Here is a 26,993-nt window from a genome sequence, read left to right on the forward strand (position 1 = left end):
CTGACCATTAATTTCCGCTTGTCTCTGTAGAAGTTGATTCGTCAGTAGTTCCATCTGTAGATGTGCTTGTAGAATCAGTACTACTATCTGTAGCAGCTTCTTTTACTAATTTTAGAACAATACGTGAAGTTGCTTTACCATCTGTGATTGGTTGTCCATTGATTGTAATATCGGTCGCTGGAGAATTACCAGATTTGATATATAATCCTGTATCACCTAGATCATAAGAAAGGTCTTGTCCACTTTCCGTATTATTGAAAAATAAACGTTCTCCACTAGAATCTGCTGATTTGTATACTTCAAGCCAACTTTGACCTGTTGCTTTGATACTTACTTTAAGCGGTGTTGTACCTGTGTAATTCACATTAAAAATAGTATTTCTTCCTTCTTTACCTGCTTGTGTAACGACAGGTTGTGATGCTGTATCTGTAGGCGGTGTTGTAGAATCTGTTGCTTCTTCATCCGTCCCAGTTGCATCAGGTGTTGATTGTTCTTGCTCTGTACCTGCTCCAGTAGGTGGTGTTGTCGTTGTACTTTCTGGAGTCGTTGTTGTGCTTTCAGGTGTTGTAGTCGCTGGCGGTGTAGTGGTGGTCGTTGGCTTAGTTGTTGTTTCTTGTTGCTGTTGACCTTTGTTATTACTTGCCACTTCAGGAGCGCCATTATCGTTACGTACTACAAAAATATAGACCAATACGACAATTAACAATGGGAAGATCCACATTAATGTGGTCGATAACCATTTGCCGCTTCGTCCTCCTGATGAAGATGTTCTTCTTGCCGCTCGCCTTTGTTGCACTACCGGTTCCATCACTGCTTCTGTTTCGGTCTCTGGAACATCGTCTTGATGCTCTTGTAACAACTCGTCCGCACTAAGACCTACCGCTTCCGCATACGTTTTAATAAATGCACGTACATAAAAACTGCCTGGAAGCACCTTAAAATCTCCTGCTTCAATTGCTTCCAAATAGCGTTTACGTATTTTGGTCATTTCTTGCACATCATCAAGTGATAAACCTTTCGCAAGGCGGGCATCCCTTAACTGCCGACCTAGATCTGACATACTATTACCTCCTGCTTAGAATGTTTTTTGACTTTTTTTATATATCATCCGCATAACTTTCCGTGAATGTATCATAGACGATCTCTTCTCCCGGATTGTTGCGCAATTCAATAATAATGTTGAAATCACTGTATTCATAATCAGATTCCCGCACAAAAATATCGGGATGTTCGATCACTTTGGTACTTGGCATCGCCATAATATCTTGAAGCAATTGATGGTGACGTTCATTGGAACGAATCGTACTGACAATCCCATCGATAATAAAGATGTTGTTTGGATTGTTTTCCTCTTCCGATAATTGGCTTCGTACAGTTTGTCTTAGCAACGTCGAAGACACAAATGTCCAGCGTTTCATCGCACATACGCTACCTGCAATAATCGATTCTGTTTTACCAACACGAGGCATTCCGCGTAAACCGATAATTTGATTGCCTTCACGTTTGAAGATTTCACCTAAGAAATCAACCAGTAAGCCCAATTCATCTCTTGTAAAACGGAATGTTTTTTTGTCATCCGAATCACGCTCAATATAGCGTCCATGACGTACCGCTAAAATATCAACAAGCTTGGGTTGACGCAAAGCCGTCACTGTAATATTGCTAACTTTGGCAAGCATATCACCAAGTAGACGAATCTTCTCATCATCATCCGTCTCTAATAGCATACCACGTGTCTTACCCTCTACACCATTAATGGTCAAAATGTTAACATTCAGCATACCTAATAAAGACGCTACATCTCCCAATAGACCAGGACGATTTTTATGTATCCTGTATTCCAAATACCACTGTTTTAGTTCCACGTTCACCTCTAACCTTTCTATCGCATGAATACTTTCTAGCCCGAATCCTATGTCGATGGATCACACATTTATTTTTATAACGGCACTGCTATATAGTCATCAAAGCAGATAGTCTATACCAACTCCGACCCTTTTCTGCTATTCAATGCAAAGTCATTAACACGTTAATGATATATAAAATAAAATAGAAAGGCAAGAAGCAGACAGTAACAACTTCGTAATCACTCAAACTACAAGATTATAGCATGATATGAATAGAAGCTTCTATACCTAAATATAGAAGCTCCTTCATCGTATAATATCTTATGGATCGATAGCAATATCAGGTCAAAAATCCACCGTTAGGACTTACGACTTGACCTGTCATATAACCTGATTCCGGCAAAGCCAAAAAGTAAACCATCGAAGCAATCTCATCTGGTTCAGCGATCCGTCCTGCAGGAATCTCTTCTTCTAACGACTCAATCTCTGCTGGTTCCAGATGAGCAATCATTTCAGTGCGGACAACTCCGGGTGCGATAGCATTCACTGTCACACCTGAAGGGGCTAGTTCTTTGGCTAACGCTTTGGTAAAAGCATTGATACCACCTTTACTTGCCGAATACAATACTTCACAAGAAGCGCCTGTAATGCCCCAAATACTAGATACATTAATAATCCGCCCATAACGTTGATTGATCATATGAGGCATAAAGACTTGAGTACAGAGAAATACACTTTTGAGATTTGTCGCTATAACATCGTCGAAATCTTGTTCTGTCATATCGGTAAGCATGCCATAATGAGCAATTCCTGCATTATTTACCAAAATATCAGGCAACATATCATGCTGTTCTAACTTATCACGCATTCGCTTAATCTGCTCCATACTGCGTAAGTCTGCGGCAATGGTCAACACTTTCACACCATATTCCAGACATATACGAGCAACATCATTCGCTTCTTCATGCGAACTGCGATAATGAACAGCTACATTGATGCCAGCCATAGCAAATCTCTTTGCTGTAGCAGCCCCTATTCCTTTACTTGCACCTGTAATCAGTACAGTCATTTGTGAAAAAGGCTTGCTACTTGCAGCTACAGATTGGGGCTGATTCACGGACTAACAACCACCGATACAGCCAGTTGATCCCAGTTCATATGTTCACGCAAGCGAGCATTCACATCTTCTACTGTAAGCGATTCATAGATTGGAAGAATATCGAAAAAGTCGCTATCACGGAAACGATTGCGTGTGAATTCATGAGCGATACTTTCAGGTGAATTCAGCATACGCAAATATCCACCAATTTTTTTACGCAATGCACGATCAAATGCATCCTGACTAAATCCTGTAGCAATCACTTTATTGATCTCTTCTTGCAAACGTTGTACAAGTAGCTTCGGATCGCGGGTATCTCCACCCATCATCGAATAGCCATACTCTGTTGTACTGCTATAATCGCTACCGAAATCATCGGAAATTAATTCTTCATCATACAATGTCTGATACAACTGAGTACTGTTACCAAGTAACAAATCAAGCATCAGCTTGGTCGTTAATGTACGACGTTGCAATGCTTCACCAGTCAGACCATTTTTGACTTCTTTCAGACCTAATAGACATTTAGGCTCTGATACAGGCAAACGAACTTCATGCCACGGTTCACCTACAGCCACCGGTTCTTCTTCAAAGAAACGACTGATCGAACCTTGTGGTTGATAATCTTTGGCTTGCTGATTAGCACGCACTTGCTCTATCACTGTCGCAGGATCTACTCCACCTACTACAAATAACATCATATTGGAAGGATGATAAAACGTGTTGTAACACTCATACAGTGTATCTTTTGTAATCGTGCTGATCGATTCAATCGTACCTGCGATATCAATACGTAATGGATTTTTTTGATACATTGCTTCTAACAATCCATAATATACACGCCAGTCGGCATTATCTTGATACATTTGAATTTCTTGACCGATAATCCCTTTTTCTTTATCTACATTTTCTTTAGTAAAGTAAGGGTTTTGTACATAATTAAGCAATGTTTCTAAATTGTCTTCAATCTGTTCGGTTGCAGAAAATAAATATACCGTCTGCTCAAAGCTAGTAAATGCGTTAGCCGAAGCACCTTTAACCGAAAATTTAGAAAATACATCAACACCATCAGGTTCTTCAAACATTTTGTGCTCCAAAAAGTGAGCAATCCCATCCGGTACTTTAACTTCTTCTTGTCCTTCTACTTGGAAATGATTATCTACAGAGCCATATTTGGTAGCAAATGTAGCATATGTTTTTTGAAATCCTTCTTTGGGAAGCACATATACTTGTAATCCATTATCCATAGTTTCGAAATATAAAGTTTCTTGTAAACGATCATAGCGGATACTTTCCATAATTATGCCTCCTTCTGTTCTGTCGTAAGGAAATAAATCGTATCAAGCGTTAATACACTTGCAGCAGACTGGATCTGTTCTGGTGTAACCGACTCTACTTCAGACAACAATTGTTCTACCGGACGATCTTTATCTGCAAAACGACCATTAAAATCATAACCGATCATTTGATACGCAGAATCACGAGACTCTAACAAATCGTTACGGATCATAGCTTTGGTCTGACTAATCTCTGATTCACTGATGTCTCCAGCTTGTAGATTAGCCAATTGTTCTTTGATAATATTTAATGCTTTATCAAAGTTCTGTATTTCAATTCCTGATTGGATCGTTGTAATGCCTTTATATGGATCAAAGCGTGAGCCTACATAGTAAGCCAAACTTTCTTTTTCACGTACATTGGTAAACAATTTAGAATGTGGGAAACCACCTAAAATACCATTTGCTACCCAAGCGGAAGCATAACGATTATCTCCGTACGTAATCGGTGTACGTAATCCCATATTCAGTTTACCTTGACTGATTTCCATTTTTTCAACAATATGTTTGACTTCTGCACCAGCAGAGCGTGGAATCGATATTTTGTAAGCATGTAGTGTATTCGTTTTGCGAGCAAATTGACTGCCTACAAGTTCTAACACTTCTTCAAGGGTAGTATCACCCACAACATACAGATCCATCGTGCTATTTTCAAGCCATTGTTGGTAACGTTCATATACATTAGCACCATTAAGCCCATCCAGATCACTTAATTGTCCCAAAGCGTTTAAGCGATAAGGCTCATCTTTGCACATTTCCTGGATACAACGTTCAGCAGCATAACGAATTTTATCGTTTACCACAGACTCCAAGCGTTTACGAACATTTTCACGTTCTGCGGTTACATATTTTTCACGGAATGCATTATTTTCAAGTACAGGATTGGTTACGGCATCTCCTAAAAAAGAAATGCTTTGTTTTAACAGCGATTCATCGGCAGATACAAACGAATCATTGATCGTATCCATACGGAATTGCACCATCTGATAATCGCCTTTTTTGTATACATCAAATCCAAAGCCTGCACCATACATATTTTCTAAAGCTTCACGAAATTGTGTTGTTTCTGGATACTTGGCTGTTCCTCTACGTAAAATAAAAGGAATCAAAGCTGTAGGAGTAACTGTATCTTCTGCAAGAGGGGTTCCCATATAAAGTGAAACGGCAAATGTTTTGAATCGTGTAGTTGGCATTACATGTACACGTATCCCATTTACTTCACCGCGTTCGAATCCGGTATTATTCAACGTCAAAACTCCTTTATCAAGCCAATTTGGTAATGCTCTAACTTTACTTATTTTATACTAATCGAAATACAAGAAGCAAACGAGATGATAGGTATTTCGTTATACTGCAATATAAGACAAAGTATTCAAAAAAGGCGTTGGGTTTCTTTCCTACCTCTATTTGTGATAAAATTTAGTCTCTGATAGAGGAATATAGACGTTCTAATGTCGAATTTCTGGAAATCAGCATCTTTATAGCAACATATTTTATACACACTTCGTCATACTATACGAGGAATGGTCATGCTCAACCTACCGAGCAAAAACAAAAAGGATTACGAAGGGGTCATACTTTAGATTACGTATAGTAAAAAAGTATATCTCCAAATCTAGAAAAAAAGGAGCTCGACGAACAACATGAAACTAAGAAAAAAACCTGTGATTATTGCTACTGTGTCCGCTCTTGCTATTTCCGGCAGTATTTTTGTAAATAGCACTTATGCTTCGCAAGCGACCAAGCAACTCAAAGCGATGTACAACAATATTAAAGTCATTTACAACAACCAGGAAGTGACTGTAGATGCCAGCCAAGAACCATTCATGGTCAATGGTACTACATACATTCCACTTCGTATGATGGGTGATGTATTTGATAAAAAAGTAACTTGGGACAATACGAACAAAATTGTAAATGTTGCTGACAAAACAACTCAAGTACCGCAAACGACTGTAGATACATTGAATTCTCAAATTCAAAATCTACAATTGCAATTGAATACAGCAACAGCACAAAATACAACAAAAGATACAACGATTGCTCAATTGCAAGCGCAAATCACAAGCTTAAATACTCAAATTACAGATTTGAAAAACAATAACACTAGCTCAAATTCAAACAGCACTACTTTGAACAAGTTACAAACAACACTTAACAATTCTTATGCTGATTACAAAGGTACAAGTGCTAATATTGAATTAACAGGTAATTCAGACAAATTGAAAGTGAATATCAAAGTCACTGAAAGTGTATGGAATGATCTGTCTACTTCTAACCGTAGAACATTGTTACAAAATATCGTAGATGCTATTCATGATAACAGCACATATGATGATGCTACAGTAACAGGAACTGTAGTGAACAAAAACTCTGTTAAATTGCTAACATTCTCAACAAATAGCAGTAACAGTATCATCATCGGTTCAAATGTTGATTTGAGCACAGTTCAAACGACTTTGAATAACGACTTCGGTACGTACAAAGGTGTTAAATTATCGATTGAATTGTCTAACGATAATGATGAAGAAATCGTATTCCGTATCTATGCGAACAAAGGCGATTGGAATTCTTTAACTTCATACCAAACCAATACTTTGTTCAATAGTGTTGCTGAAGAAATTGACAGCGCCTATAGCAATATGAACAAAAAGATTTATGGATTTGTATATGATAGCTCTAACAAAACAAGTATTTTAGATCGTTATAACGGTTCATAAGATTCCGTTCGTTGAGCATTGAATACTCATAAAAAAAGAAGCGCTACTCGCTAATACATAGGAGTGGCGCTTCTTTTTTGTTATAGTCTAGTCCATACAGACAGCATCTACTTTAGACAGATAGATTGAATCTTCTACGGTCTATTTTAAAGCATATTATGAATTACTGGCTAACTTCTGCTGATATTGTTCAACAGTAATTAACACTTCACGAGGCTTACTGCCTTCATAAGGCCCCACAATACCATGAGCTTCCAGTGAATCAATCAGACGTGCAGCACGAGTATATCCAACTCTCATTCGGCGTTGTAATAGCGATACAGAAGCTTGCTTCCCTTCTACTACAATCTGCACAGCTTGATCATATAATTCATCCAACTGTTCATCTATATTGTTAACTGTATCATCGATCTCTGGCACAAGGTCTTCTACATATTGTGCATCACCTTGACCACGACAATAAGATACAATCGCTTCAACTTCTTCGTCAGACATAAATGCTCCCTGTACACGAGTAGGCTTAGAAGAACCTACAGGCATAAATAGCATATCTCCGCGTCCTAACAATTTCTCTGCTCCGCCCATATCCAAAATAGTACGTGAATCAATTTGTGAAGATACACCAAAAGCAATACGCGAAGGAATATTCGCTTTGATCACGCCGGTAATAACATCAACCGAAGGACGCTGAGTAGCAATAATCAAATGAATCCCTGCTGCCCGCGCCATCTGTGCTAGACGTGCAATCGCATCTTCTACATCGCCCGCAGCTACCATCATGAGATCGGCTAACTCATCGACAATAACAACAATGTACGGTAAAACTGCTGCTGGATTATCTTTCATCAGGTTGTTATAACCTTCCATATTACGTGTACCTGATTTGGAAAATAGCTCATACCGTTTTTCCATTTCGACAACGATCTTTTTGAGTGCTAATGATGCACGCTTAGGATCGGTTACTACAGGTGCTAACAAATGCGGAATACCGTTATAAATATTCAACTCTACCATTTTGGGATCGACCATTAAGAATTTTACTTCATCAGGCTTAGCTTTGTATAAAATACTTGTAATAATCCCGTTAATACATACTGATTTACCCGAACCTGTAGCTCCTGCTACAAGTAAATGGGGCATTTTGGCTAAGTTGCCTACAATCGTCTGCCCTGCGATATCCCGTCCAAAAGCAATCGACAATTTGGCTTCAGATTCTTTGAAAATAGATGTCTCCATTACTTCACGCATCGTGACCATAGCAACTTCGTTGTTCGGTACTTCTATACCGACTGCCGCTTTACCCGGAATCGGAGCTTCCATCCGTATATCTTTGGCAGCTAGTGCCAGTGCAATATCATCGGTTAAGCCTACGATACGACTTACTTTTACACCTACATCGGGTTGTAGCTCATAACGAGTTACCGCTGGTCCGCGAACAACTTCAACTACTTTCGCCCGTACTCCAAAACTTTCAAGTGTAGTCTCTAGCTTACGTGCAATCACCATATAATCATTCTGGTCATTAGCAGTACTAATATTCTTCGGTTTGGCTAATAATGCAAACGAAGGCAATTTGTAAGGCTTAGGCTGTGGCACAGGAGGTGGTATAAGGGTTCCACCTTCTACTACAGAACCACTATTGGAATGTGGATGTCCTTCTACAGCTTGATTATTCTCAGACGACATAGATTCTGCATCTGTATGAGTGATATCTTCTTCGACTACCTGTAATGGTGTTCCATTCGTTTCATTTGAATCAGTCTGAAGAATAGCTGTTAAAGCTTCTGCTTCTATATCTGTTGTTGAAGCATCAGCGCCTATATTCTCACTATGTGTGTCCTCTTCATTACGTTCTCCACGTTCATACTGCATTTGTGCAAAAAAATCACGAATAATAGGCGGTTTCTTATCTACCTGTCCTTCTGCATCTGCATTATCCCAGAGATCACTTTCAGGCGTAGTAGCTATCGCAGGTGAAGATAAGATATCTGCTTGTTGAGTAATTCCTGCTTTTGGAGACACACGACTTTTGGATCTTGTTGGCATAGCAGTAACAACAGATGCTGGTGTAGGTTCTTCTTCAAATTGAGCATCTATCACTGCATATGGATTTTCTTCATCTTGTTCTGATTGACGATTCCGTTTACGACTCCACGGAAATAGACCTGATGCAGAACGTTTGGAATCTTGTTCCTCTTCTTCTAGTTCGTCTTCATATGCTTCCATCTCGGCGGCTTCCGCTGCTTGCAGTTCACGTTCTTCTTGACGTTCAGCTTTGGCAATCTGCATCAATTCCAGCTTTTCTTGACCCCATGCCGATAATTGTTTTACATAACCACGTATACGCTGTACTAGATCAGCAACCGATAACTGAGTAATTAACATCAGACTGATAATCACCATAACTGTAGCGATTAATTTGGTTCCGATCACACCGAATAACATCATAAATAACCACATTTGTACAGCACCAATATAACCACCTGCCGCTTGCCTTGCTGGCAAAGAAGTTAATTGTTCGACTGGCACATATGTCAAAATACTGATTAATGTCGCCGCGCAAGTTAATAAGACCAAGCCTGATAATCTACCATTCCATCCTCGTGGCCATTTTCGCCGAAGCATAATAGCCAGCCCTATGTAAATACCAACCAAAGGCAACACAAAATAGACCTTGCCTAGTATAAAAGCAGTTATGTAATGCAAAAATTCGCCTACTGCCGCTTGTCTGGATAAAGCAATCACAGAAAATGTGATTAAAATAATACCATAGACTTCATATTTTAACGTTGCCCAAGCCGAAGCTTTTGCTTTGCTATTTCGCTTACGGGCAACCGGTTTGCGCTTTGTTGTCGTTGTTGTTTTCCGAGTCGCAGACGATGATTTGGACACCACTTTTTTTCGTGGTGAACTTTGTGCTGACTTGGACTTCTGGGTTGTTGTTGGCTTCGCCATTTGTCACCACCTCCGATGCACTATTATATCATATACCAAGCAAATGAAGTCTATTTGACTTCTAAAAAAAAACGCAAAACCCCCGTTCATCACATGGGACCGTCCAATATACCATGTGATGAACGGGGGCGACTGGTTGCCTCTTACCCGTTTATTCTATATTTCATGAACTCAGACTTCCATAATGATCGGAAGGATCATTGGTCTACGGCGCGTTTGCTCATATAAGAAACGACCAAGAGAGTCTTTAACACTTGTTTTCAATGATGCCCACTCGTTCACACGTTCGCTCATTAAGCGTTGCAATGTGCTTGTTACGATGCGGTTCGCTTCATCAAGTAATCCTTCAGATTCACGAACATATACGAATCCACGAGAGATAATGTCTGGTCCAGATACGATCTGTCCATCTTGTTTGCTCAGGGTAACGACAACAACAAGGATACCATCTTGTGACAATAGTTTACGATCACGAAGAACGATATTACCTACATCACCTACGCCTAATCCATCGATCAACACGTTACCAGAAGTGACTTTACCGGCTTTGCGTGCTACTCCACCTTGAATCTCAACTGTATCACCGATATCAATCATAAAGATATCTTCTGGAGCGATACCCACTGCTTCACCTAGTAAAGCATGTTTGCGTTGCATACGGTGTTCACCATGAATTGGGATAAAGAATTTCGGTTTCATCAAGTTAAGCATTAATTTAAGCTCTTCTTGTGATCCGTGTCCAGATACATGGACGCCTGAGTTAGAGCCACTGTAGATAACGTTTGCACCTAAGCGGAACAATTCATCAATCGTACGTCCAATATATTTTTCATTACCCGGTACAGGTGTAGCTGCAATAATAACAGTATCTCCCGGTAAAATATCGACTTTGCGGTGTGTCGAACGGGCCATACGTGTAAGTGCTGACATCGGTTCGCCTTGGCTTCCTGTAGACAGGATAACGACGCGATCTGCTGCCATTTTGTTTACTTCTTCCGGCTCAATAATCATGCCGTCTGGAATATCAAGATATCCAAGATCAGAAGCAATACCTACTACATTTACCATACTTCTACCGATTACAGTGATCTTACGACCTGTTGCAGCAGCAGCATTAACTACTTGCTGAATACGGTGAACGTTAGATGCAAATGTAGCTACAACTACACGTTGTGTTGCTTTGCGGAAAATATCTTCCAACACAATACCTACATTGCGTTCTGAAGGCGTAAAGCCTGGTTTTTCTGCATTTGTACTATCAGATAGTAATGCAAGAACACCTTTACTACCAATTTCAGCCATACGTTGCAAGTTAGCGAACTCACCATTTACAGGCGTATGATCAAATTTAAAGTCACCTGTGTGTACAACGTTACCTTCTGGAGTAGCTACACATACACCTACAGAATCAGGAATACTGTGGTTCGTACGGAAGAATGTAGCAGTGAGGGTGTTACCTAATTTAAGTTCGGAATCTTCGTTGATAAGGATACGTTTCGTTTCGCCAAGCAGATTAGCTTCTTTTAGCTTGTTCTCCACTAATCCAATCGTTAATTTGGTACCGTATACAGGTACATTTAAATGTTTCAATACGTATGGTAGACCACCAATATGATCTTCATGACCATGCGTTAAAATGATAGCGCGCACTTTGTCACGATTTTCAGTAAGGTAAGAAATATCAGGGATAACGATATCGATCCCTAGCATATCCTCCTCTGGGAATTTAAGACCTGAATCAATCACGACAATGTCATTACCATATTGAATGACGTACATATTTTTACCAATTTCACCGACGCCGCCCAAAGCAAAGATCGTCAGTTTTTCGTTATTCGTTTTTTTCGACAATGTTATCTAGACCTCCTATAAGTATTGGACGTTATTACTAAATATTTTTAAACAAAATTTAATGTGTACATACAATTAATTACAAAACCTTCAATAAAGGTGGGTTCCCTTTTCAAAACGGATATCTATCAAACCGTTTCGATTCCGCAAGGAATCAGCACCCGAAAGCTTTATCGGTTCGTTGACCGTCTGCTGAGTTACACGAATACTTTGCCTGACAAAGAATTCATTCAGCAAACCTCTATTTCTTTATACCGCACCCAGTCACTTGAGATTATTATACATGATTAAAAAACAAAAACACAAGTCATGTTTACTTGAGTCTACTAAAGCCTTTATAATCTGCACGATTTCATGCAAATTTTATGTAACAATTCGCTATATTTTGCTGACTACTTGCTATGTATTTATAAGAAATAGTTCTATGTTCATAAAAAAAGCTGCTCCAAAGTGAGAGCAGCTTGTCTATTTATCCTATAATCATGATTTACTTATACAAACAATTGATCAATAAATTGTTGTTCTTGCTCTGTAGGCGGCAACAATGGCAATCTTACGTTACCATTACCAAAACCACGTTTGGATAATTCATATTTAACCGCAGATGGATTAGGAAGCGGCTCAGGGCTCTCAAATAGCCCTTTGAAAATAGGGAACAGCTTTTGGTTAAGCTTCGCTGCTTCTACAGGACGACCGGCAAGATATGCTTCGATCATATCGGTCATTTCTGTTCCTACCACATGACTAGCTACACTAATAATACCATGAGCACCTACTGCAAGTGCTGGCAATCCTGAAGAGTCATCACCTGAATAGACGAGAAATCCTTTTGGTGCATGAGCCACAATCTGTGTCACTTGTTCAAGTGATGCACATTCTTTGGTTCCTACAACATTAGGGATCTCTGCTAACTTGAGTGTCGTGGCTACAGACATACTGGTGATCGTACGTCCAGGTACATTATACATAATAACAGGCAAGTCTGTTGCTTCTGCAATCACTTTAAAATGTGCATATATTCCAGCCTGATTAGGTTTATTGTAATAAGGAACAACAATTAGTACACCATCTATGCCTAATTTGGATGCTTCACGCGTCAAATGAATCGAATGACGTGTCTCGTTGCTTCCTGTACCAGCAATAATTTTACATCGTCCTGCTGCATGTTTAACTGCAAATTCAAACATTTGTAATTTTTCTTCATCGCTTAGTGTAGGCGATTCACCAGTTGTACCGCATACGACTAACGATTCTGATTTTTGCTCATCAATTAAATAATCGATTAATCTTGCTGTAGCATCCCAATCAATCTCATCTTGTTCATTAAAAGGGGTAATCATCGCTGTCATTAATCTTCCAAAGTCTACCACTCTATTTCCTCCTTCAAATACGGAGCTATCCGATGACCTGTATTCAGCACATTATAGATGCAATTGGAATTGAGAATGCAGAGCACGCACCGCTTGCACCATATCTTCTTTTTTCACAAGCACCCATATCGTTGTATTCGAATCAGCCGATTGCAATATAGGAATATTTTGCCCTGTCAGTGCAGCTACGATACGAGCCATAATTCCAGGCACTCCATTAATTCCGCCACCGATCACAGAAACTTTAGCGCAACCTGATAATCCTGTTGGTTGCAGACCCATTCCTTCCAATACCGCAAGCGCACGTTCTGCTTCGCTATCAAATACGGTATATACGGCTCCAAATGGCGTTACATTGATAAAATCGACACTGATACTATTTTCAGCCATTGCTTGGAACACTTTCAATTGAAGATGTTCTACCCCTTCTTGTTGGCCTACCGTAATCTGTGTAACGTTATTCACATAAGCGATACCTGTTACCAGACGATCGACGACACCTGTAGGTGTATCTGCAAAACGCTCCGATTGAGTGACAAGGGTTCCTTCGGTATCTCCAAAGGTAGAACGAACACGTACCGGTACTTGAGCTTGCATCGCAATTTCTACTGCACGCGGATGAATCACTTTTGCACCTTGATGTGCCATATTACAGATTTCATTATAGCTCACATAGGCAAGTGGCTTAGCATCTTCTACAATACGCGGATCAGCTGTTAAGATACCATTTACATCGGTATAAATATCAACCATATCGGCATGTAGTGCTGCTCCAAGCGCTGTAGCTGAAGTATCACTTCCGCCGCGTCCAAGTGTTGTTAGATCACCTGCTTCGCTTTGCCCTTGAAAACCGGTAACGATCACTACTTTGCCACTTTCTAATTCGCGTGTCACACGATCTGGACGGACAGCAAGAATACGGGCATTACCAAAATTATCATCTGTAATAAATCCAGCTTGTGCTCCTGTTAAAACGATCGAAGCGATTCCTTCGCTATTCAAAATACCACTTAGCGTCACTGCCGAAATCATTTCTCCGCAACCCATTAACAAATCACGTTCACGTGGAGAAGGAATACTGCCATTCAGTACAGTGCTCTCAAGTAATGTATCTGTAGCATAAGGATCTCCGCTACGTCCCATGGCTGAAACAACGATAACGAGCTTGACTTGCTCGGCAAGCTCGCGTTTGATATGACGAAGTACATGAACTCTCGCTTCAGGTGTAGATAGCGAAGTTCCTCCAAATTTTTGCACTAAAATATTTTGCTTTTCTACCACAGTAGACATAATAACTATGCGCCTCCGTTAGCTAATTGCTGGTGTTTTTGCTGCAATAATCTCGGCAATTTGCACGGCGTTCCAAGCTGCACCTTTAAGCAAGTTGTCAGATACAATCCACATATTCAAGCCACGTTCATGGCCTAGATCACGACGTAAACGTCCTACAAATACATCATTTTTACCTGCTGCGTCTGTAGCTAGCGGGTAAGCTTGATTAGCCGGATCGTCTACTAAAGTGATACCTGGCGCATTTTGCAATAAAGCTTTCACTTCATCTAGATCATAATCCTGTTTTAATTCGACATAGACAGATTCAGAGTGACCATAGACAACAGGAATACGTACACATGTTGTTGTAACATGGATCGACTCATCTTCCATAATTTTTTTGGTCTCATTGACCATTTTCATTTCTTCCAGTGTATATCCGTTGTCCTGAAATTTATCGATTTGCGGGATCGCATTGAAAGCGATTTGGTGTTTGACCGGTAATGAGCCTACTGGCAAAATATCCGGATTCACTTCTTCGCCTTCAAGCACCGATTTGCTTTGACGTTTTAACTCATCAATCGCCTGATTCCCTGCTCCAGATACCGCTTGATACGTAGAAGCAATAATACGATCGATACCATAACGATCATAAAGAGGTTTCAGAGCTGCAACCATCTGGATCGTAGAACAGTTCGGGTTCGCAATAATACCGTTATGATCTGCTATACGGTCGCTATTGACCTCAGGAACGACAAGAGGGGTATTAGGGTCCATACGGAATGCATTTGTATTATCGATGCATACAGCGCCATGTCTGACGGCGTGAGGAGCGAGTGCCTTACTGATATCTCCTCCTGCGCTAAATAAAGCGATATGTACACCTTCAAAACTATCCGGTGTCGCTTCCTCTACTGTAACTTCCTGCCCTTTAAAGATTACCTTTTTCCCAGCGGAACGTGCAGAAGATAATAACTTCAATGTGTTCACCGGAAAATCTCGTTCTTCAAGCAATCTTACGATTTGTTGACCCACTGCTCCTGTCGCTCCTACGACAGCCACATTAAACGATTGATTAGACATCTGGCATATCTCTCCCCTTCGATTTCAAAAAGTCCATTTACATCTGAATGTAAACGTAAACGGCAGTCGCAAAGACTACCGTCAACTTTTAGCCAGTTTGCACTGGATTATAATTTCAGTGTTCTGCAATAATTGTAGAAATAATATCATTCCCTGTTATATCTTTCAACTGTTTTCGCAAAAACATTTTAATCATGTAAAGCTTTACTTCGTTCCTGTATGTCCAAAACCACCAGCACCACGTACCGTTTCTGATAATTGTTGTACTTCAATCAGATCTACCTCAGGTACAATTTGGAATACCATTTGCGCAATTCGTTCACCACGAGCGATAGCAAACGGTTCTTCACCTAGATTGATCAATAACACTTTGATCTCTCCGCGATAATCCGCATCAATCGTACCCGGTGTATTTAGACAAGTGATCCCATGCTTATACGCAAGTCCACTACGCGGACGAATCTGTGCTTCTAGTCCAGCAGGCATTGCTAATGCCAATCCTGTAGGTACTAATGCTCTTTTGCCGGGTTCTAACACCATCGGCTCAGTCACCGCAGCATACAGATCGAATCCAGAAGCAAGTTCAGACATTTTACGAGGTAATTCTAATCCTTCACTTCCGGGTAAAGCCATAATTTCAACATTAATAGACAAGTTCATCTCTCCTAACATGAGCAAGACTTCGTTCAGAATGACCTACCATTGCAAGCGCATAAGGCTCTGCAAACATATCATCAATCACTGAGCGAATATCTTCCATCGTCACTTCTTCAATATATTGCAATGTCTGATCGACAGTATTGTGCTTTCCAAGCATGATTTCGTTTTTACCCAAACGATTCATAATACTGCTTGTACTTTCCAGACTTAGCACGAGACTGCCTTTCAATTGTTGCTTTCCTTGATATAACTCTTGTTCAGTAATGCCATTGACTTTGACATCATGTAAAAGTGCATGTGTCAATTCAAAAACATCTTTGGTCTGCTTCGGTGCTGTTCCTGCGTAGATCGTAAACAGTCCGCTATCTGCATGAGCCGTATAATAAGAATAAACAGAATACGCCAATCCTCTTTTTTCACGAATCTCCTGGAAAAGACGGGAACTCATTCCACCACCCAGTGTATTATTCAGAAGAACCATAGCATAATACCGTGGATCATCTATTTTACCACCCGGGAAGTTCATACAGATATGATTTTGTTCTGTTTTTTTCTTATGAAAAATCTGTCCACCTGCAAAAGAAGGTATACTTAACTCTTGCTTGGTTCCATGATTATCAAAATCACCAAAATGTTTCTCCAGCAAAGGAATAACACTGTCGTCTATATTCCCCGCCACACTGATGACTGTATTTTCTATCGTATAATGTTCTTTCATGTATGCTCTAAGCTCGTCACTACCCATAGGATGAAGTCGCTCTTCGGTTCCCAAAATAGGATAAGCTAGTGGATGATCGCCATACGAAGACATCGTGACTAGATCGTGTACCAGATCATCTGGATCATCTTCATACATCGAGATTTCTTCCAAAATGACATTCTTTTCTTTTTTCAATTCTTCTGGATCCAGCAAAGAGTGGAAAAACATATCTGATAAAATATCAACTGCTATCGATAAATGCTCATCTAACACTTTTGCATAAAAACATGTATATTCTTTGGCGGTAAAAGCATTCACATCGCCACCGATACCATCAAATACTTCAGCTATCTTTTGCGCATCAAACCGCTTTGTTCCTTTAAATAACATATGCTCGATAAAATGTGAAATTCCATTGGTCACTAAATCTTCGTAACGTGAACCTGTTTTGATCCAGATTCCAATTGTGACAGAACGGAAGGTCGGCATTTTTTCCATAACTATTCGTAGACCATTGTGTAGTTGAACTCGTTCCATGCGAGGGCCTCCCATTCGATAAATGCATACCTATCCTACCAGACTTTTAAAAACGGCTCAAGGCTTCGCTTTCTTCACCTTGTCTAATCAGTCCATGTACTTCTCGCTATTTTTTCACAATAACGAAAATAAAATGCTACAAAAAAAGAGTCAGAATAAAATCTTCTGGCTCTTTGAATTGTTTTACTTTATTTAATCATTACTACGTAAATAGCCATAGATGATCTTACGATTGTGTTTTCGCTGTTCCTTCAGCAACAAGTACAGCTTTGCGAGAAAGATTTACGCGACCTTGATTATCAATTTCTGTAACTTTAACAGTAATCGAATCACCGATAGCGATCACATCTTCTACGTTAGCTACACGCTCTGTAGACAGTTGAGAAATGTGAACCAGTCCATCTTTACCTGGAATAATTTCTACAAATGCACCGAACTTCTCAATACGTTTTACTTTGCCTAGATACGTTTCGCCAACTTTCACTTCACGTACTAAGTTTTCGATCATCGTTTGAGCTTGTTTGATCATTGCTTCATCAGAAGAACCGATAAACACACGACCATCTTGTTCGATATCAATTTTTACGCCAGTTTCATCAATAATTTTGTTGATGATTTTACCACCCGGTCCGATAACATCGCGGATTTTGTCTGGATTGATATTGATAATCATGATTTTCGGAGCATAAGCAGAAAGGCTTGTTCTTGGCGTTTGAATGATTTCCATCATTTTGCTAAGAATAAATAAACGTCCTTCACGTGCTTGGGATAATGCATCAGATAAAATTTGACGACTGATTCCGTCAATTTTGATATCCATTTGAATCGCAGTTACGCCTTCAGCAGTACCTGCTACTTTAAAGTCCATATCTCCCAAATGATCTTCCATACCTTGAATATCACTTAGAATGGATACGTGCTCTTGATCTTTGATTAGACCCATTGCAATCCCTGCTACAGGTGCTTTGATAGGTACACCAGCATCCATCATCGCAAGTGTACTTGCACAAATACTTGCTTGTGATGTAGAACCGTTAGATTCCAATACTTCAGATACAAGACGAATTGTATAAGGGAATTCTTTTTCAGAAGGAATAACTTTCATTAGTGCACGTTCGCCTAGAGCACCGTGACCGATTTCACGACGACCTGGTGGACGAAGTGGACGAGCTTCCCCTACGCTAAATGGAGGGAAATTATAATGATGCATAAAGCGTTTAGAAGATTCTGGCGCGATACCATCCAAAATTTGTCCGTCTCCAAGAGCACCCAATGTACAAATACTCAATGCTTGAGTCTGTCCACGAGTAAACAATCCTGAACCGTGTGTTCTTGGTAACAAGTCTACGTCACATTCAATTGCACGAATTTCAGCTAAGCTACGACCATCTGGACGTACTTTTTCGTGAGTGATTAGACGACGTACTTCTTCTTTTACGATATCATGTAAAATTTCTTTTACGTCTTTCATGAGGTCAGGAGTCTCTATGTACTTCTCCTCAAAAAAGGCTACAGCTTCATCGTTAATCTCATCAATAGCATCTTGACGAGCTTGTTTTTCAGCTACACGTACAGCATCAACCAAACGAGCTTGAGCATATTCACGAACTGCTGTATTTACATCGCTATCTACCGTATGAAGTTTAACTTCCATTTTCGGTTTGCCTGCTTTGCTTACTAGCTCTTCGATCGCTGCTACGATATGTTGAATTTCATCATGACCGAACATGATTGCTTCTAGCATAACGTCTTCTGGCATTTCGTTAGCTTCTGCTTCAACCATCATGATCGCTTCTCTTGTTCCTGCAACCACAAGATAAAGGTCACTCACTTCTTGTTGTGCAACTGTTGGGTTCACAATAAATTGTCCATCGATGCGTCCAACTGCTACGCTACCTACAGGACCGTTAAAAGGAACATCTGAAATACTTAATGCTGCTGAAGTACCGATCATTGCCGCAATTTGAGGCTCGCAATCTTGCTCTACACTCATTACAAGGTTAGCAATTTGAACATCATTACGGAAACCTTCAGGGAATAACGGACGAATAGGACGGTCTGTCAAACGGCTTGCCAAGATTGCTTTCTCACTTGGACGACCTTCACGTTTGATAAATCCGCCTGGAATTTTACCTACTGCATATAATTTTTCTTCGTAGTTTACGGTAAGTGGGAAAAAGTCTAAGTCTTTAGGACCTGATGATGCCGTTACTGTACATAGTACTGCTGTATCACCGTAACGTACCATAACTGCTGCATTCGCTTGTTTTGCTAAACGACCTGTTTCAAATGTCAGCGTTCTTCCTCCGAGCTGCATTTCAACTCGCTGTTCCATGAAATTCCTCCTTTTTTAAGTCCATTATTTGTATTCTATAAAAAGGTGATGATTCCCTGCTTCAAGGAAATCTCACCGCTAGACTCTAAATCACTATTATCATTTCAATATTTATAAGAATAGTTAAATTACCTCTACTTACAAAAAGCAACCCGGCCGTCACCGTCGGCTCCGAAAAGACCATACGGCTGAACAACCAGGCTGCTTTGGACATACTGTTTAATTTTAGCGACGAAGACCTAATTTTTCGATCAATGCACTATAACGTTTAACGTCAGTCTTTTTGATGTAAGCCAAAAGCTTACGACGTTGACCAACCATTTTCAACAATCCGCGACGGGAATGATGATCCTTCTTGTGAGCGCGAAAATGCGTTTGCAGGTTCACGATGTTCTCAGTAAGGATAGCGACTTGCACCTCAACAGATCCTGTATCGGATTCGTGAGTTCTGTGCTCTTCGATCAATTGGTGCTTGCGTTCTTGTGTTAATGCCATCCTATTCACCTCCTAATAGTGTAATTCATGATAACCGTTAGCCTCGTTATCGACGGTGAGATCGTATAACCAAGCCAAGGTTTTGAAGACTGTCATTTATTAGAATGACAACGTTGATTAGTATAGCATAAGTCGATATTAAATATCAACGGTATTCTTATGATTAATCTTCAAGGTTAGATAATAAGAAACGTGCACGATCTGCATCTTTGCGAATTTGAGTAACTAATTCTTCAATCCCGCTAAATTTTTGCTCAGGACGAATATAATCGATCAATTCTACCGCTAGTTGCTGACCATACAGATCACCTTGAAAATCAAGAATATGCGCTTCAAAGCTAGGTCTCGTCTCTCCTGTCTGGAAAGTAGGTTTGTACCCGATATTCATTACGCCTGCACGCCATGCTCCTTCAGCAAGAACACGCACAGCATATACACCCGAAGAAGGTACAACATAATTTCCATCCAGTTCTAGATTAGCTGTAGGGAAACCAATCGTCCGTCCACGCTTGTCGCCATCAATGACTTTTCCGCGAATCTGATAAGGACGACCCAATAGCTTATACGCGTGAGCAACATTGCCTTCACGCAATGCACTACGAATAGCTGAACTGCTTACTTTGTCTCCCTCTAACAAAAAGGCAGGAACTGTTTCTACAGACAATACATTTTCGCCAAATGTACGGAGTAGATCCGGATTCCCTTCCCCTTTATAACCAAAGTGGAAATCAAAGCCTACTACTACCGTATGCACTTGTAACGGACATAGCATTTGCTCATAAAATTGCAGCGGCGTTACCTGTGAAAAAGCATGATTGAATTCAGCAATGTATAACGTATCGACACCCATTGCACGCAACAATTCTTCTTTCATTGCTAGCGGTGTAAGATAGCCTTCATAATCGCCTTTTCCCATAACTTCTTTAGGATGAGGATTGAAAGTCATCACTGAAGCAGGAACACCCAGTCGTCTAGCTAGACGAATCCCATGATCAATCACACTTGCATGTCCAAGATGCAATCCATCAAACTGTCCAATCACAAGTACTTGTGGTTTGGAAGCATGTTTCACTACATCTTCAGGCCATGGATAAGATAAATGTACTGTATTCATTACGATATCACCTGCAATTCCACAATGGATTCGTTACGGTAAAAATACTTTAACAGGTACAATTTCTTGTGCGGATTGTTCCAGACGAAAAATACCGATAAAAATTCCATCTGGTGCATACAATTTAAATACAGGCGAATCTGTTGTCTCATCAGTAGATAGAAGTTGAGATCCGTCATGTGGCTTAATAGCATCAATACTGATACGTTTGCCCTGTAATGTATGCTTATATACCGAAGCGTCTACTGTATAAGAAGGTAGATTAGACATAGCTTGATCTGGCTGGATCAAATGTTGTTCTAATACGCCTTGTTCTACAGCTTCTGCAATTTGTTCAAAAGTTACACACTGATCGAGTGAAATACCAGCCGATTGTGTACGGATCAATTCAACCATCACCGAAGGTACGTGTAAAGCACGTCCAATATCTACACAAAGCGTACGAATATAAGTTCCTTTGGAACATAATGCTCGAAAAGAAACTTCAGGATGATCTCCTGCTTTGAAATCGATAATTTCTAATTCATAGATCGTTACTTCTCTTGCTTTGCGTTCAATCGTTTTGCCTTCTCGTGCTAATTCGTATAGACGTTTACCGTCTACTTTGATAGCAGAGTACATAGGTGGTACTTGAGAGATCGTTCCAATCATTTGTCCGAGTACATGACGTACTTGCTCTTCCGAAACGTCTACAGAGTCAATCTGCTCCGTAATCGTACCGGTCATATCTTCGGTATCTGTAGCTATTCCTAATCGAAGTGTGGCTACATATTCTTTGGGCATTTCTTGCAAATATTCAACAATTCGCGTAGATCGTCCCAGACATAATGGTAATACACCTGTTACTGCTGGATCAAGTGTACCGGTATGCCCTATTCTTTTCATGCTTACAAGACGCCGAACTTTGGCAACTACATCGTGAGACGTAAAGCCCGCCGGTTTATGTACCGCAAGCACTCCATCAAATTCATTCATAATGACTCCTTCACCTGCTGGATCACCTGTGCTGTAACTTCTTCCAGAGTACCTTCCAAACGGCAACCTGCAGCTTTGATATGACCTCCACCGCCAAAATGTTGAGCAACGGCTGCCACATTCACTTTACCTGCAGAACGGAGACTTGCTTTGACAGCATGATCATCAATCACTTTGAAAAAGATACCAACTTCGACGCCTTGAATATTGCGAGGATAGTTAACAATACCTTCTAAGTCTTCATTATCGGCTCCAGCTATAATCATATGTTCAGGTGTAACATGGACATGAGCAATTTTGCCATCTTCACTCAATTGTAATGTCGATAATGCCATCCCTAATACTTTTACTTGTGGTAAAGTCACTTCTTCTAGCAACGTTTCTGCTAAATCAGGTCCATTTACACCAAGATCAAGTAATCGTGAAGCAATCTCCATCACTTTAGGAGAAGTACTAGAATAACGGAATCCACCTGTATCTGTTAACAGACCAGTATAAATAGCTTCTGCTACTTCTGTCGTCCATTTCACATCAAAACATTCAATCCAGTCATATAAAATTTCAGCAGTTGCGGCTGCATCTGCTTTGATCAGATTTACTTCGCCATAATTATCATTGGTTGGGTGATGATCAATATTTAAAATAGAGGCTGCATCGCTCATCCAATGGCTAACTAAACCGACACGTTTGAAATCTGCACAATCTACACAAATAACATGTTGATATTGACGTTCACTACCATCTGCTTGTTGATCAATAATCTGATCAGATAAAGTTAAATAGTGCATTCTTTTGGGAATCGGTCCTTCATTCACTAATGTGAATTTTTTGCCTAGACAAGACAGAAGCCAGCCCACTACTACAGTGGAACTGACTGCGTCTCCGTCCGGCTGAACATGCGAAACCACTAGAAAATCATCGTGCTCCTCAATAAATGCTTTCGCATTCAGAAGCCCCTGTTCATAGGTCTGCATCGCCGTCTCCTTTAAAGATCAAGCTATATGGCTTGATCCTTGTAAAAGTGTTTATCCTTATTCGTTCGTTTCGTCTTTTTTGATCTCACCCAAAAGTTCTTCGATACGACTGCCATAAGCAATCGACTCGTCGATTTTGAAAATCAACTCAGGAGTGTGACGCAAACGGATACGTTTGCCCAATTCAGAACGAAGGAATCCTGTTGCTTTTTCGATACCTTTTAAAGAATTTGCTTTTTGCTCTTCATCACCCATCACACTAAGGTATACCTCAGCTTGTGATAGATCATTAGTGACATCTACACCTGTTACCGTTACAAAACCGATACGCGGGTCTTTCATTTCACTTTGAATAAGCAAGCTTAATTCTTTTTTGATTTGTTCTCCGACTCTACCTGTTCGGATTTTAGCCATGTTTTTTCACCTCGCACTTAGCGCTCTACGGTTTCCATTATGAATGCTTCGATAATGTCGCCTTCTTTGAGGTCATTGTAGCCATCTAATGTAATACCACATTCATACCCTTGAGCCACTTCTTTAGCATCGTCTTTGAAACGTTTAAGTGAATCAAGTTTACCTTCAAAGATAACAATACCATCGCGGATCAGACGGCTTTCAGCAGCGCGGACCATTTTACCGGAAGTAACCATACATCCTGCAATCGCTCCAACTTTACTGATTTTGAATACGCTACGTACTTCAGCGTGACCAACAACAACTTCTTTATATTCTGGATCCAGCATGCCTTTCATAGCTTGCTCGATTTCTTCAATAGCATTATAGATAACACGATGTAGACGGATATCTACTTTTTCTTGTTCTGCTGTTTGTGTTGCTTGGCTATCTGGACGAACGTTAAAACCGATAACGATCGCATTAGAAGCAGCAGCAAGGATAATATCGGAATCGTTAATCGCACCTACACCACGGTGGATAATTTTGACGCGAACGCCTTCGACTTCGATTTTTTCCAATGAACCTTTAAGAGCTTCAACCGAACCTTGAACGTCACCTTTGATAATAACGTTAAGATCTTTGATTTCACCATCTTTGATATGTTGGAAAAGATCATCCAATGTTACGCGAGTGTTCGCACCCAATTCAGACTGGCGATGTGTAATCGCACGTTTGTCAGCGATTGAACGAGCTTTACGCTCATCTTCAAACACCATGAACGGATCTCCAGCTAAAGGAACTTCAGTCAGACCTGTAATTTCTACTGGTGTAGAAGGACCTGCTTCTTTGAGGCGACGACCTTTATCACTTACCATTGCACGAATACGTCCAAAGCAGTTACCTGCTACAAAAGCATCTCCAACTTTAAGCGTACCGTTTTGAACAAGGACACGAACTACTGGACCGCGACCTTTATCTAGTTCAGCTTCAATAACTGCACCACGAGCACGTTTGTCAGGATTTGCTTTGTAATCATTGACTTCAGCAACCAACAAGATCATTTCAAGCAAGTCTTCGATACCATTACGTTGTTTTGCAGATACATTCACGAAGATTGTATCTCCACCCCACTCTTCCGGTACCAATTCATACTCTGTTAATTCTTGTTTTACTTTATCAGGGTTAGCGCCTGGTTTATCGATTTTGTTTACAGCAACAATAATAGGAAGACCCGCTGCTTTCGCATGGTTAATCGCTTCTACTGTCTGTGGCATAACGCCATCATCTGCTGCAACTACGATAATTGTAATATCTGTTACTTGTGCACCACGAGCACGCATAGCTGTAAACGCTTCGTGACCCGGTGTATCCAAGAAAGTAATTTTCTTTTTGTTGATTTCAACTTGATATGCACCGATATGCTGAGTGATACCACCAGCTTCGCCACCTGTTACATTGGTAGAACGAATCGCATCAAGCAATGTTGTTTTACCATGATCGACGTGACCCATGATCGTTACAACTGGAGGACGTGTGCTCAAATCAGCTTCATCATCGACTTCTTCAACCGTTTCAAAACGATCATCTTCAACCGCGATTTTGATTTCGACTTCTACCCCATAGTCGCTAGCAAGCAACTGGATCGTATCTAAATCAAGCTCTTGGTTAATCGTAGCCATTACGCCACTTGTGATCAACTTTTTGATAACTTCTGAAGCATCTTTATGAAGCAATTTAGCTGTTTCACCAACAGTCATTTCACCGCGAACGATGATTTTCTTAGGTGTATTATCAATTTTCTCACGAGGAGGTTGGTTGCTATATTGATTTTTGCCGCGACCTTTACCGCCACGACCGTTATTGTTACGGTTACCGTTGTTGCTACCATAACGGTTACCACCGCCACCACCGGAGCGATTGCCTCCGCCTTGACCGCCACCAGTACTGTTGTTGCGTTTAGGACCGGCATTACCATTTCCAGCACCGCCACTAGCATTACGGTTACCATTGCTGCTAGTACTGCTGTTACCGCCTGTAGAACCAGCACTTCTTACTTGACCTGAAGGTTGACGGTTTTGAGAGCTGGATTGAGATGGTGGACGAGAAGCGCTGCTTGGTTGACGGCTGCTTGGTCCTGATGTTGAAGATGTTCTAGCACTGCTGTTATTGCTTCCCGTACTTGGACGGTTACTTGATTGACTAGACGACGAGTTACTACGGTTACTGTTAGAGGAACCGTTTTGGGGTTTGTTATTCCCACTATTTGAGTTGTTCTGCGTTTTCGTATCCATACCTACCTGCTTTTCCTGTTGAATTTTTGGACGAGTACTATCCGCACTCGTGTTTTTGGTTGTTGCATTGACATGCTTATCCTCAGCATTGGATTTGATATCTTTAAAAAACTTTTCCACTTTGGATACAGCATCATTTTCCATAACACTCATATGATTATTGACCGGTACATCCAGTCTTTTTAAGATCGTAATGATTTCCTTACTACTCATATTGAGAGATTTCGCATATTCATAAACTCTCAGTTTATCCTTCTGCTCCTGTGTGCTCAATATATTCCACCTCCGAGGAATTCCCCATTCGTTTGCGGAATAACTCTGCGAAACCCTTGTCGGTTAGAGCCAACACGACTCGCCCATCTTTACCTATGCTTGAGCCGAGCTGATCACGATCATACCCAATAAGAAGCGGAATAGTGTAACTTCCGCATTTATCACGGAATTTTTTTTGTGTATTATCTGAAGCATCTCCAGCTAATACGACAAGGGTGGCTTCGCGAGAACGAATAGCTTTGAGAACCAATTCGTCTCCCGATAACACTTTGCCGGCTCGCATCGCAAGCCCGAGTAGGGATAGTTCGTTATTCATTAGCGCCTCTTTCCTGTACTGTACAAAAATCGTTTTCTACGTTGCTAAATTCGTTGGCAAGTTGCTCATATATTTCCGCACTAACAGGCGCTTTGAGTGCGCGATCAAACGCACGACTCTTTTGTGCCAAACGAAAACAGGCCATGTTGCCACAAATATACGCACCACGTCCCGATTTTTTACCGGTCAAATCCATTTCTACCTGATCGTCTGGCGTACGTACAATACGCACTAGACTTTTTTTCGGCATCATCTGCTGGCAAGCTACACATTTGCGCAGTGGCACTTTTTTGGTTTTTATCATCATCTCATGTCCCCCTTCGAACTCCCCATATTGTTATCATAACATCAACATCCAAAGCGGCACCTGTCCCCTGCCATTTTGAGGGAAAG

General features: G+C 40.6%; 22 protein-coding genes. 1 reads left to right on the plus strand and 21 read right to left on the minus strand.

Annotated elements, in window-relative coordinates; genetic code table 11:
- Positions 1 to 7: 7 nt before the first annotated feature.
- The 5 genes from QCD85_RS00170 to yfmF all read right to left on the minus strand — a co-directional run bounded on the left by QCD85_RS00170 (position 8) and on the right by yfmF (position 5,530).
- On the minus strand, positions 8 to 1,060 hold the full coding sequence (locus QCD85_RS00170; protein ID WP_301261318.1) for a helix-turn-helix domain-containing protein: 1,053 nt from the start codon (positions 1,058 to 1,060) through the stop codon (positions 8 to 10).
- Positions 1,061 to 1,097: 37 nt separating this feature from the next.
- Complete coding sequence (locus QCD85_RS00175) at positions 1,098 to 1,865, minus strand: DUF3388 domain-containing protein (protein WP_069327324.1); 768 nt, start codon at positions 1,863 to 1,865, stop codon at positions 1,098 to 1,100.
- A 322-nt stretch (positions 1,866 to 2,187) separates the two neighbouring features.
- Positions 2,188 to 2,916 carry an elongation factor P 5-aminopentanone reductase gene (ymfI, locus tag QCD85_RS00180; RefSeq protein WP_273616284.1) on the minus strand — a complete coding sequence of 243 codons (729 nt, stop codon included), beginning with the start codon at positions 2,914 to 2,916 and terminating at the stop codon, positions 2,188 to 2,190.
- Between the two features lie 44 nt (positions 2,917 to 2,960).
- Positions 2,961 to 4,244 carry an EF-P 5-aminopentanol modification-associated protein YfmH gene (gene yfmH / locus QCD85_RS00185; RefSeq protein WP_273615818.1) on the minus strand — a complete coding sequence of 428 codons (1,284 nt, stop codon included), beginning with the start codon at positions 4,242 to 4,244 and terminating at the stop codon, positions 2,961 to 2,963.
- 2 nt (positions 4,245 to 4,246) lie between these two features.
- Entirely contained in the window at positions 4,247 to 5,530 is a 1,284-nt protein-coding gene (yfmF, locus tag QCD85_RS00190) for an EF-P 5-aminopentanol modification-associated protein YfmF (protein WP_273615817.1), read from the minus strand.
- A gap of 396 nt (positions 5,531 to 5,926) precedes the next feature.
- On the opposite strand from yfmF, the gene QCD85_RS00195 reads away from it, so the two are divergent.
- The gene (locus tag QCD85_RS00195) at positions 5,927 to 7,003 is read left to right on the plus strand and encodes a stalk domain-containing protein (protein ID WP_204824522.1); all 1,077 of its coding nucleotides are present in this window, start codon (positions 5,927 to 5,929) and stop codon (positions 7,001 to 7,003) included.
- Positions 7,004 to 7,159: 156 nt separating this feature from the next.
- Here QCD85_RS00195 and QCD85_RS00200 read toward each other — a convergent pair whose 3' ends face one another.
- The 16 genes from QCD85_RS00200 to rnpM form a co-directional block, all read right to left on the minus strand.
- The gene (locus QCD85_RS00200) at positions 7,160 to 9,958 is read right to left on the minus strand and encodes an FtsK/SpoIIIE family DNA translocase (protein ID WP_301261319.1); all 2,799 of its coding nucleotides are present in this window, start codon (positions 9,956 to 9,958) and stop codon (positions 7,160 to 7,162) included.
- Between the two features lie 171 nt (positions 9,959 to 10,129).
- Positions 10,130 to 11,809: a ribonuclease J gene (locus QCD85_RS00205; RefSeq protein ID WP_273615815.1), complete on the minus strand. Its 1,680-nt coding sequence runs from the start codon at positions 11,807 to 11,809 to the stop codon at positions 10,130 to 10,132.
- Positions 11,810 to 12,300: 491 nt separating this feature from the next.
- On the minus strand, positions 12,301 to 13,179 hold the full coding sequence (gene dapA, locus QCD85_RS00210; RefSeq protein ID WP_301261320.1) for a 4-hydroxy-tetrahydrodipicolinate synthase: 879 nt from the start codon (positions 13,177 to 13,179) through the stop codon (positions 12,301 to 12,303).
- Between the two features lie 51 nt (positions 13,180 to 13,230).
- Positions 13,231 to 14,469, minus strand: coding sequence for an aspartate kinase (dapG, locus tag QCD85_RS00215; RefSeq protein ID WP_301261321.1), 1,239 nt, complete (start codon positions 14,467 to 14,469; stop codon positions 13,231 to 13,233).
- 18 nt (positions 14,470 to 14,487) lie between these two features.
- Positions 14,488 to 15,534 (minus strand): aspartate-semialdehyde dehydrogenase, encoded by a 1,047-nt coding sequence (locus QCD85_RS00220; RefSeq protein WP_273615812.1) that lies wholly within the window; start codon positions 15,532 to 15,534, stop codon positions 14,488 to 14,490.
- A 204-nt stretch (positions 15,535 to 15,738) separates the two neighbouring features.
- Positions 15,739 to 16,194, minus strand: coding sequence for a dUTP diphosphatase (dut, locus tag QCD85_RS00225; RefSeq protein ID WP_373461953.1), 456 nt, complete (start codon positions 16,192 to 16,194; stop codon positions 15,739 to 15,741).
- The gene (locus tag QCD85_RS00230; RefSeq protein ID WP_274170296.1) at positions 16,178 to 17,431 is read right to left on the minus strand and encodes a M16 family metallopeptidase; all 1,254 of its coding nucleotides are present in this window, start codon (positions 17,429 to 17,431) and stop codon (positions 16,178 to 16,180) included. Before QCD85_RS00230 ends, dut begins: the two co-directional genes overlap by 17 nt.
- A 226-nt stretch (positions 17,432 to 17,657) precedes the next feature.
- Positions 17,658 to 19,766 (minus strand): polyribonucleotide nucleotidyltransferase, encoded by a 2,109-nt coding sequence (pnp, locus tag QCD85_RS00235; protein WP_273615809.1) that lies wholly within the window; start codon positions 19,764 to 19,766, stop codon positions 17,658 to 17,660.
- 225 nt (positions 19,767 to 19,991) lie between these two features.
- The gene (rpsO, locus tag QCD85_RS00240) at positions 19,992 to 20,261 is read right to left on the minus strand and encodes a 30S ribosomal protein S15 (protein ID WP_273615808.1); all 270 of its coding nucleotides are present in this window, start codon (positions 20,259 to 20,261) and stop codon (positions 19,992 to 19,994) included.
- 163 nt (positions 20,262 to 20,424) lie between these two features.
- Positions 20,425 to 21,375: a bifunctional riboflavin kinase/FAD synthetase gene (locus QCD85_RS00245; protein WP_273615807.1), complete on the minus strand. Its 951-nt coding sequence runs from the start codon at positions 21,373 to 21,375 to the stop codon at positions 20,425 to 20,427.
- Between the two features lie 33 nt (positions 21,376 to 21,408).
- On the minus strand, positions 21,409 to 22,350 hold the full coding sequence (gene truB, locus QCD85_RS00250; RefSeq protein ID WP_301261322.1) for a tRNA pseudouridine(55) synthase TruB: 942 nt from the start codon (positions 22,348 to 22,350) through the stop codon (positions 21,409 to 21,411).
- Positions 22,347 to 23,324 (minus strand): DHH family phosphoesterase, encoded by a 978-nt coding sequence (locus QCD85_RS00255; protein ID WP_301261323.1) that lies wholly within the window; start codon positions 23,322 to 23,324, stop codon positions 22,347 to 22,349. The genes truB and QCD85_RS00255 overlap by 4 nt, the downstream gene beginning before the upstream one ends.
- 57 nt (positions 23,325 to 23,381) lie before the next feature.
- On the minus strand, positions 23,382 to 23,738 hold the full coding sequence (gene rbfA / locus QCD85_RS00260; protein WP_273615804.1) for a 30S ribosome-binding factor RbfA: 357 nt from the start codon (positions 23,736 to 23,738) through the stop codon (positions 23,382 to 23,384).
- A gap of 17 nt (positions 23,739 to 23,755) precedes the next feature.
- Positions 23,756 to 26,284 carry a translation initiation factor IF-2 gene (gene infB, locus QCD85_RS00265; protein WP_273615803.1) on the minus strand — a complete coding sequence of 843 codons (2,529 nt, stop codon included), beginning with the start codon at positions 26,282 to 26,284 and terminating at the stop codon, positions 23,756 to 23,758.
- A complete protein-coding gene (locus QCD85_RS00270; protein ID WP_204824537.1) occupies positions 26,259 to 26,600 on the minus strand; it encodes a L7Ae/L30e/S12e/Gadd45 family ribosomal protein in 342 nt (113 codons plus the stop codon). The genes infB and QCD85_RS00270 overlap by 26 nt, the downstream gene beginning before the upstream one ends.
- Entirely contained in the window at positions 26,593 to 26,901 is a 309-nt protein-coding gene (gene rnpM / locus QCD85_RS00275) for an RNase P modulator RnpM (protein WP_273616283.1), read from the minus strand. Before rnpM ends, QCD85_RS00270 begins: the two co-directional genes overlap by 8 nt.
- Positions 26,902 to 26,993 lie beyond the last annotated feature (92 nt).

The organism is Paenibacillus sp. PsM32 (assembly GCF_030433815.1).
Lineage (GTDB): Bacteria > Bacillota > Bacilli > Paenibacillales > Paenibacillaceae > Saccharibacillus > Saccharibacillus kyungheensis.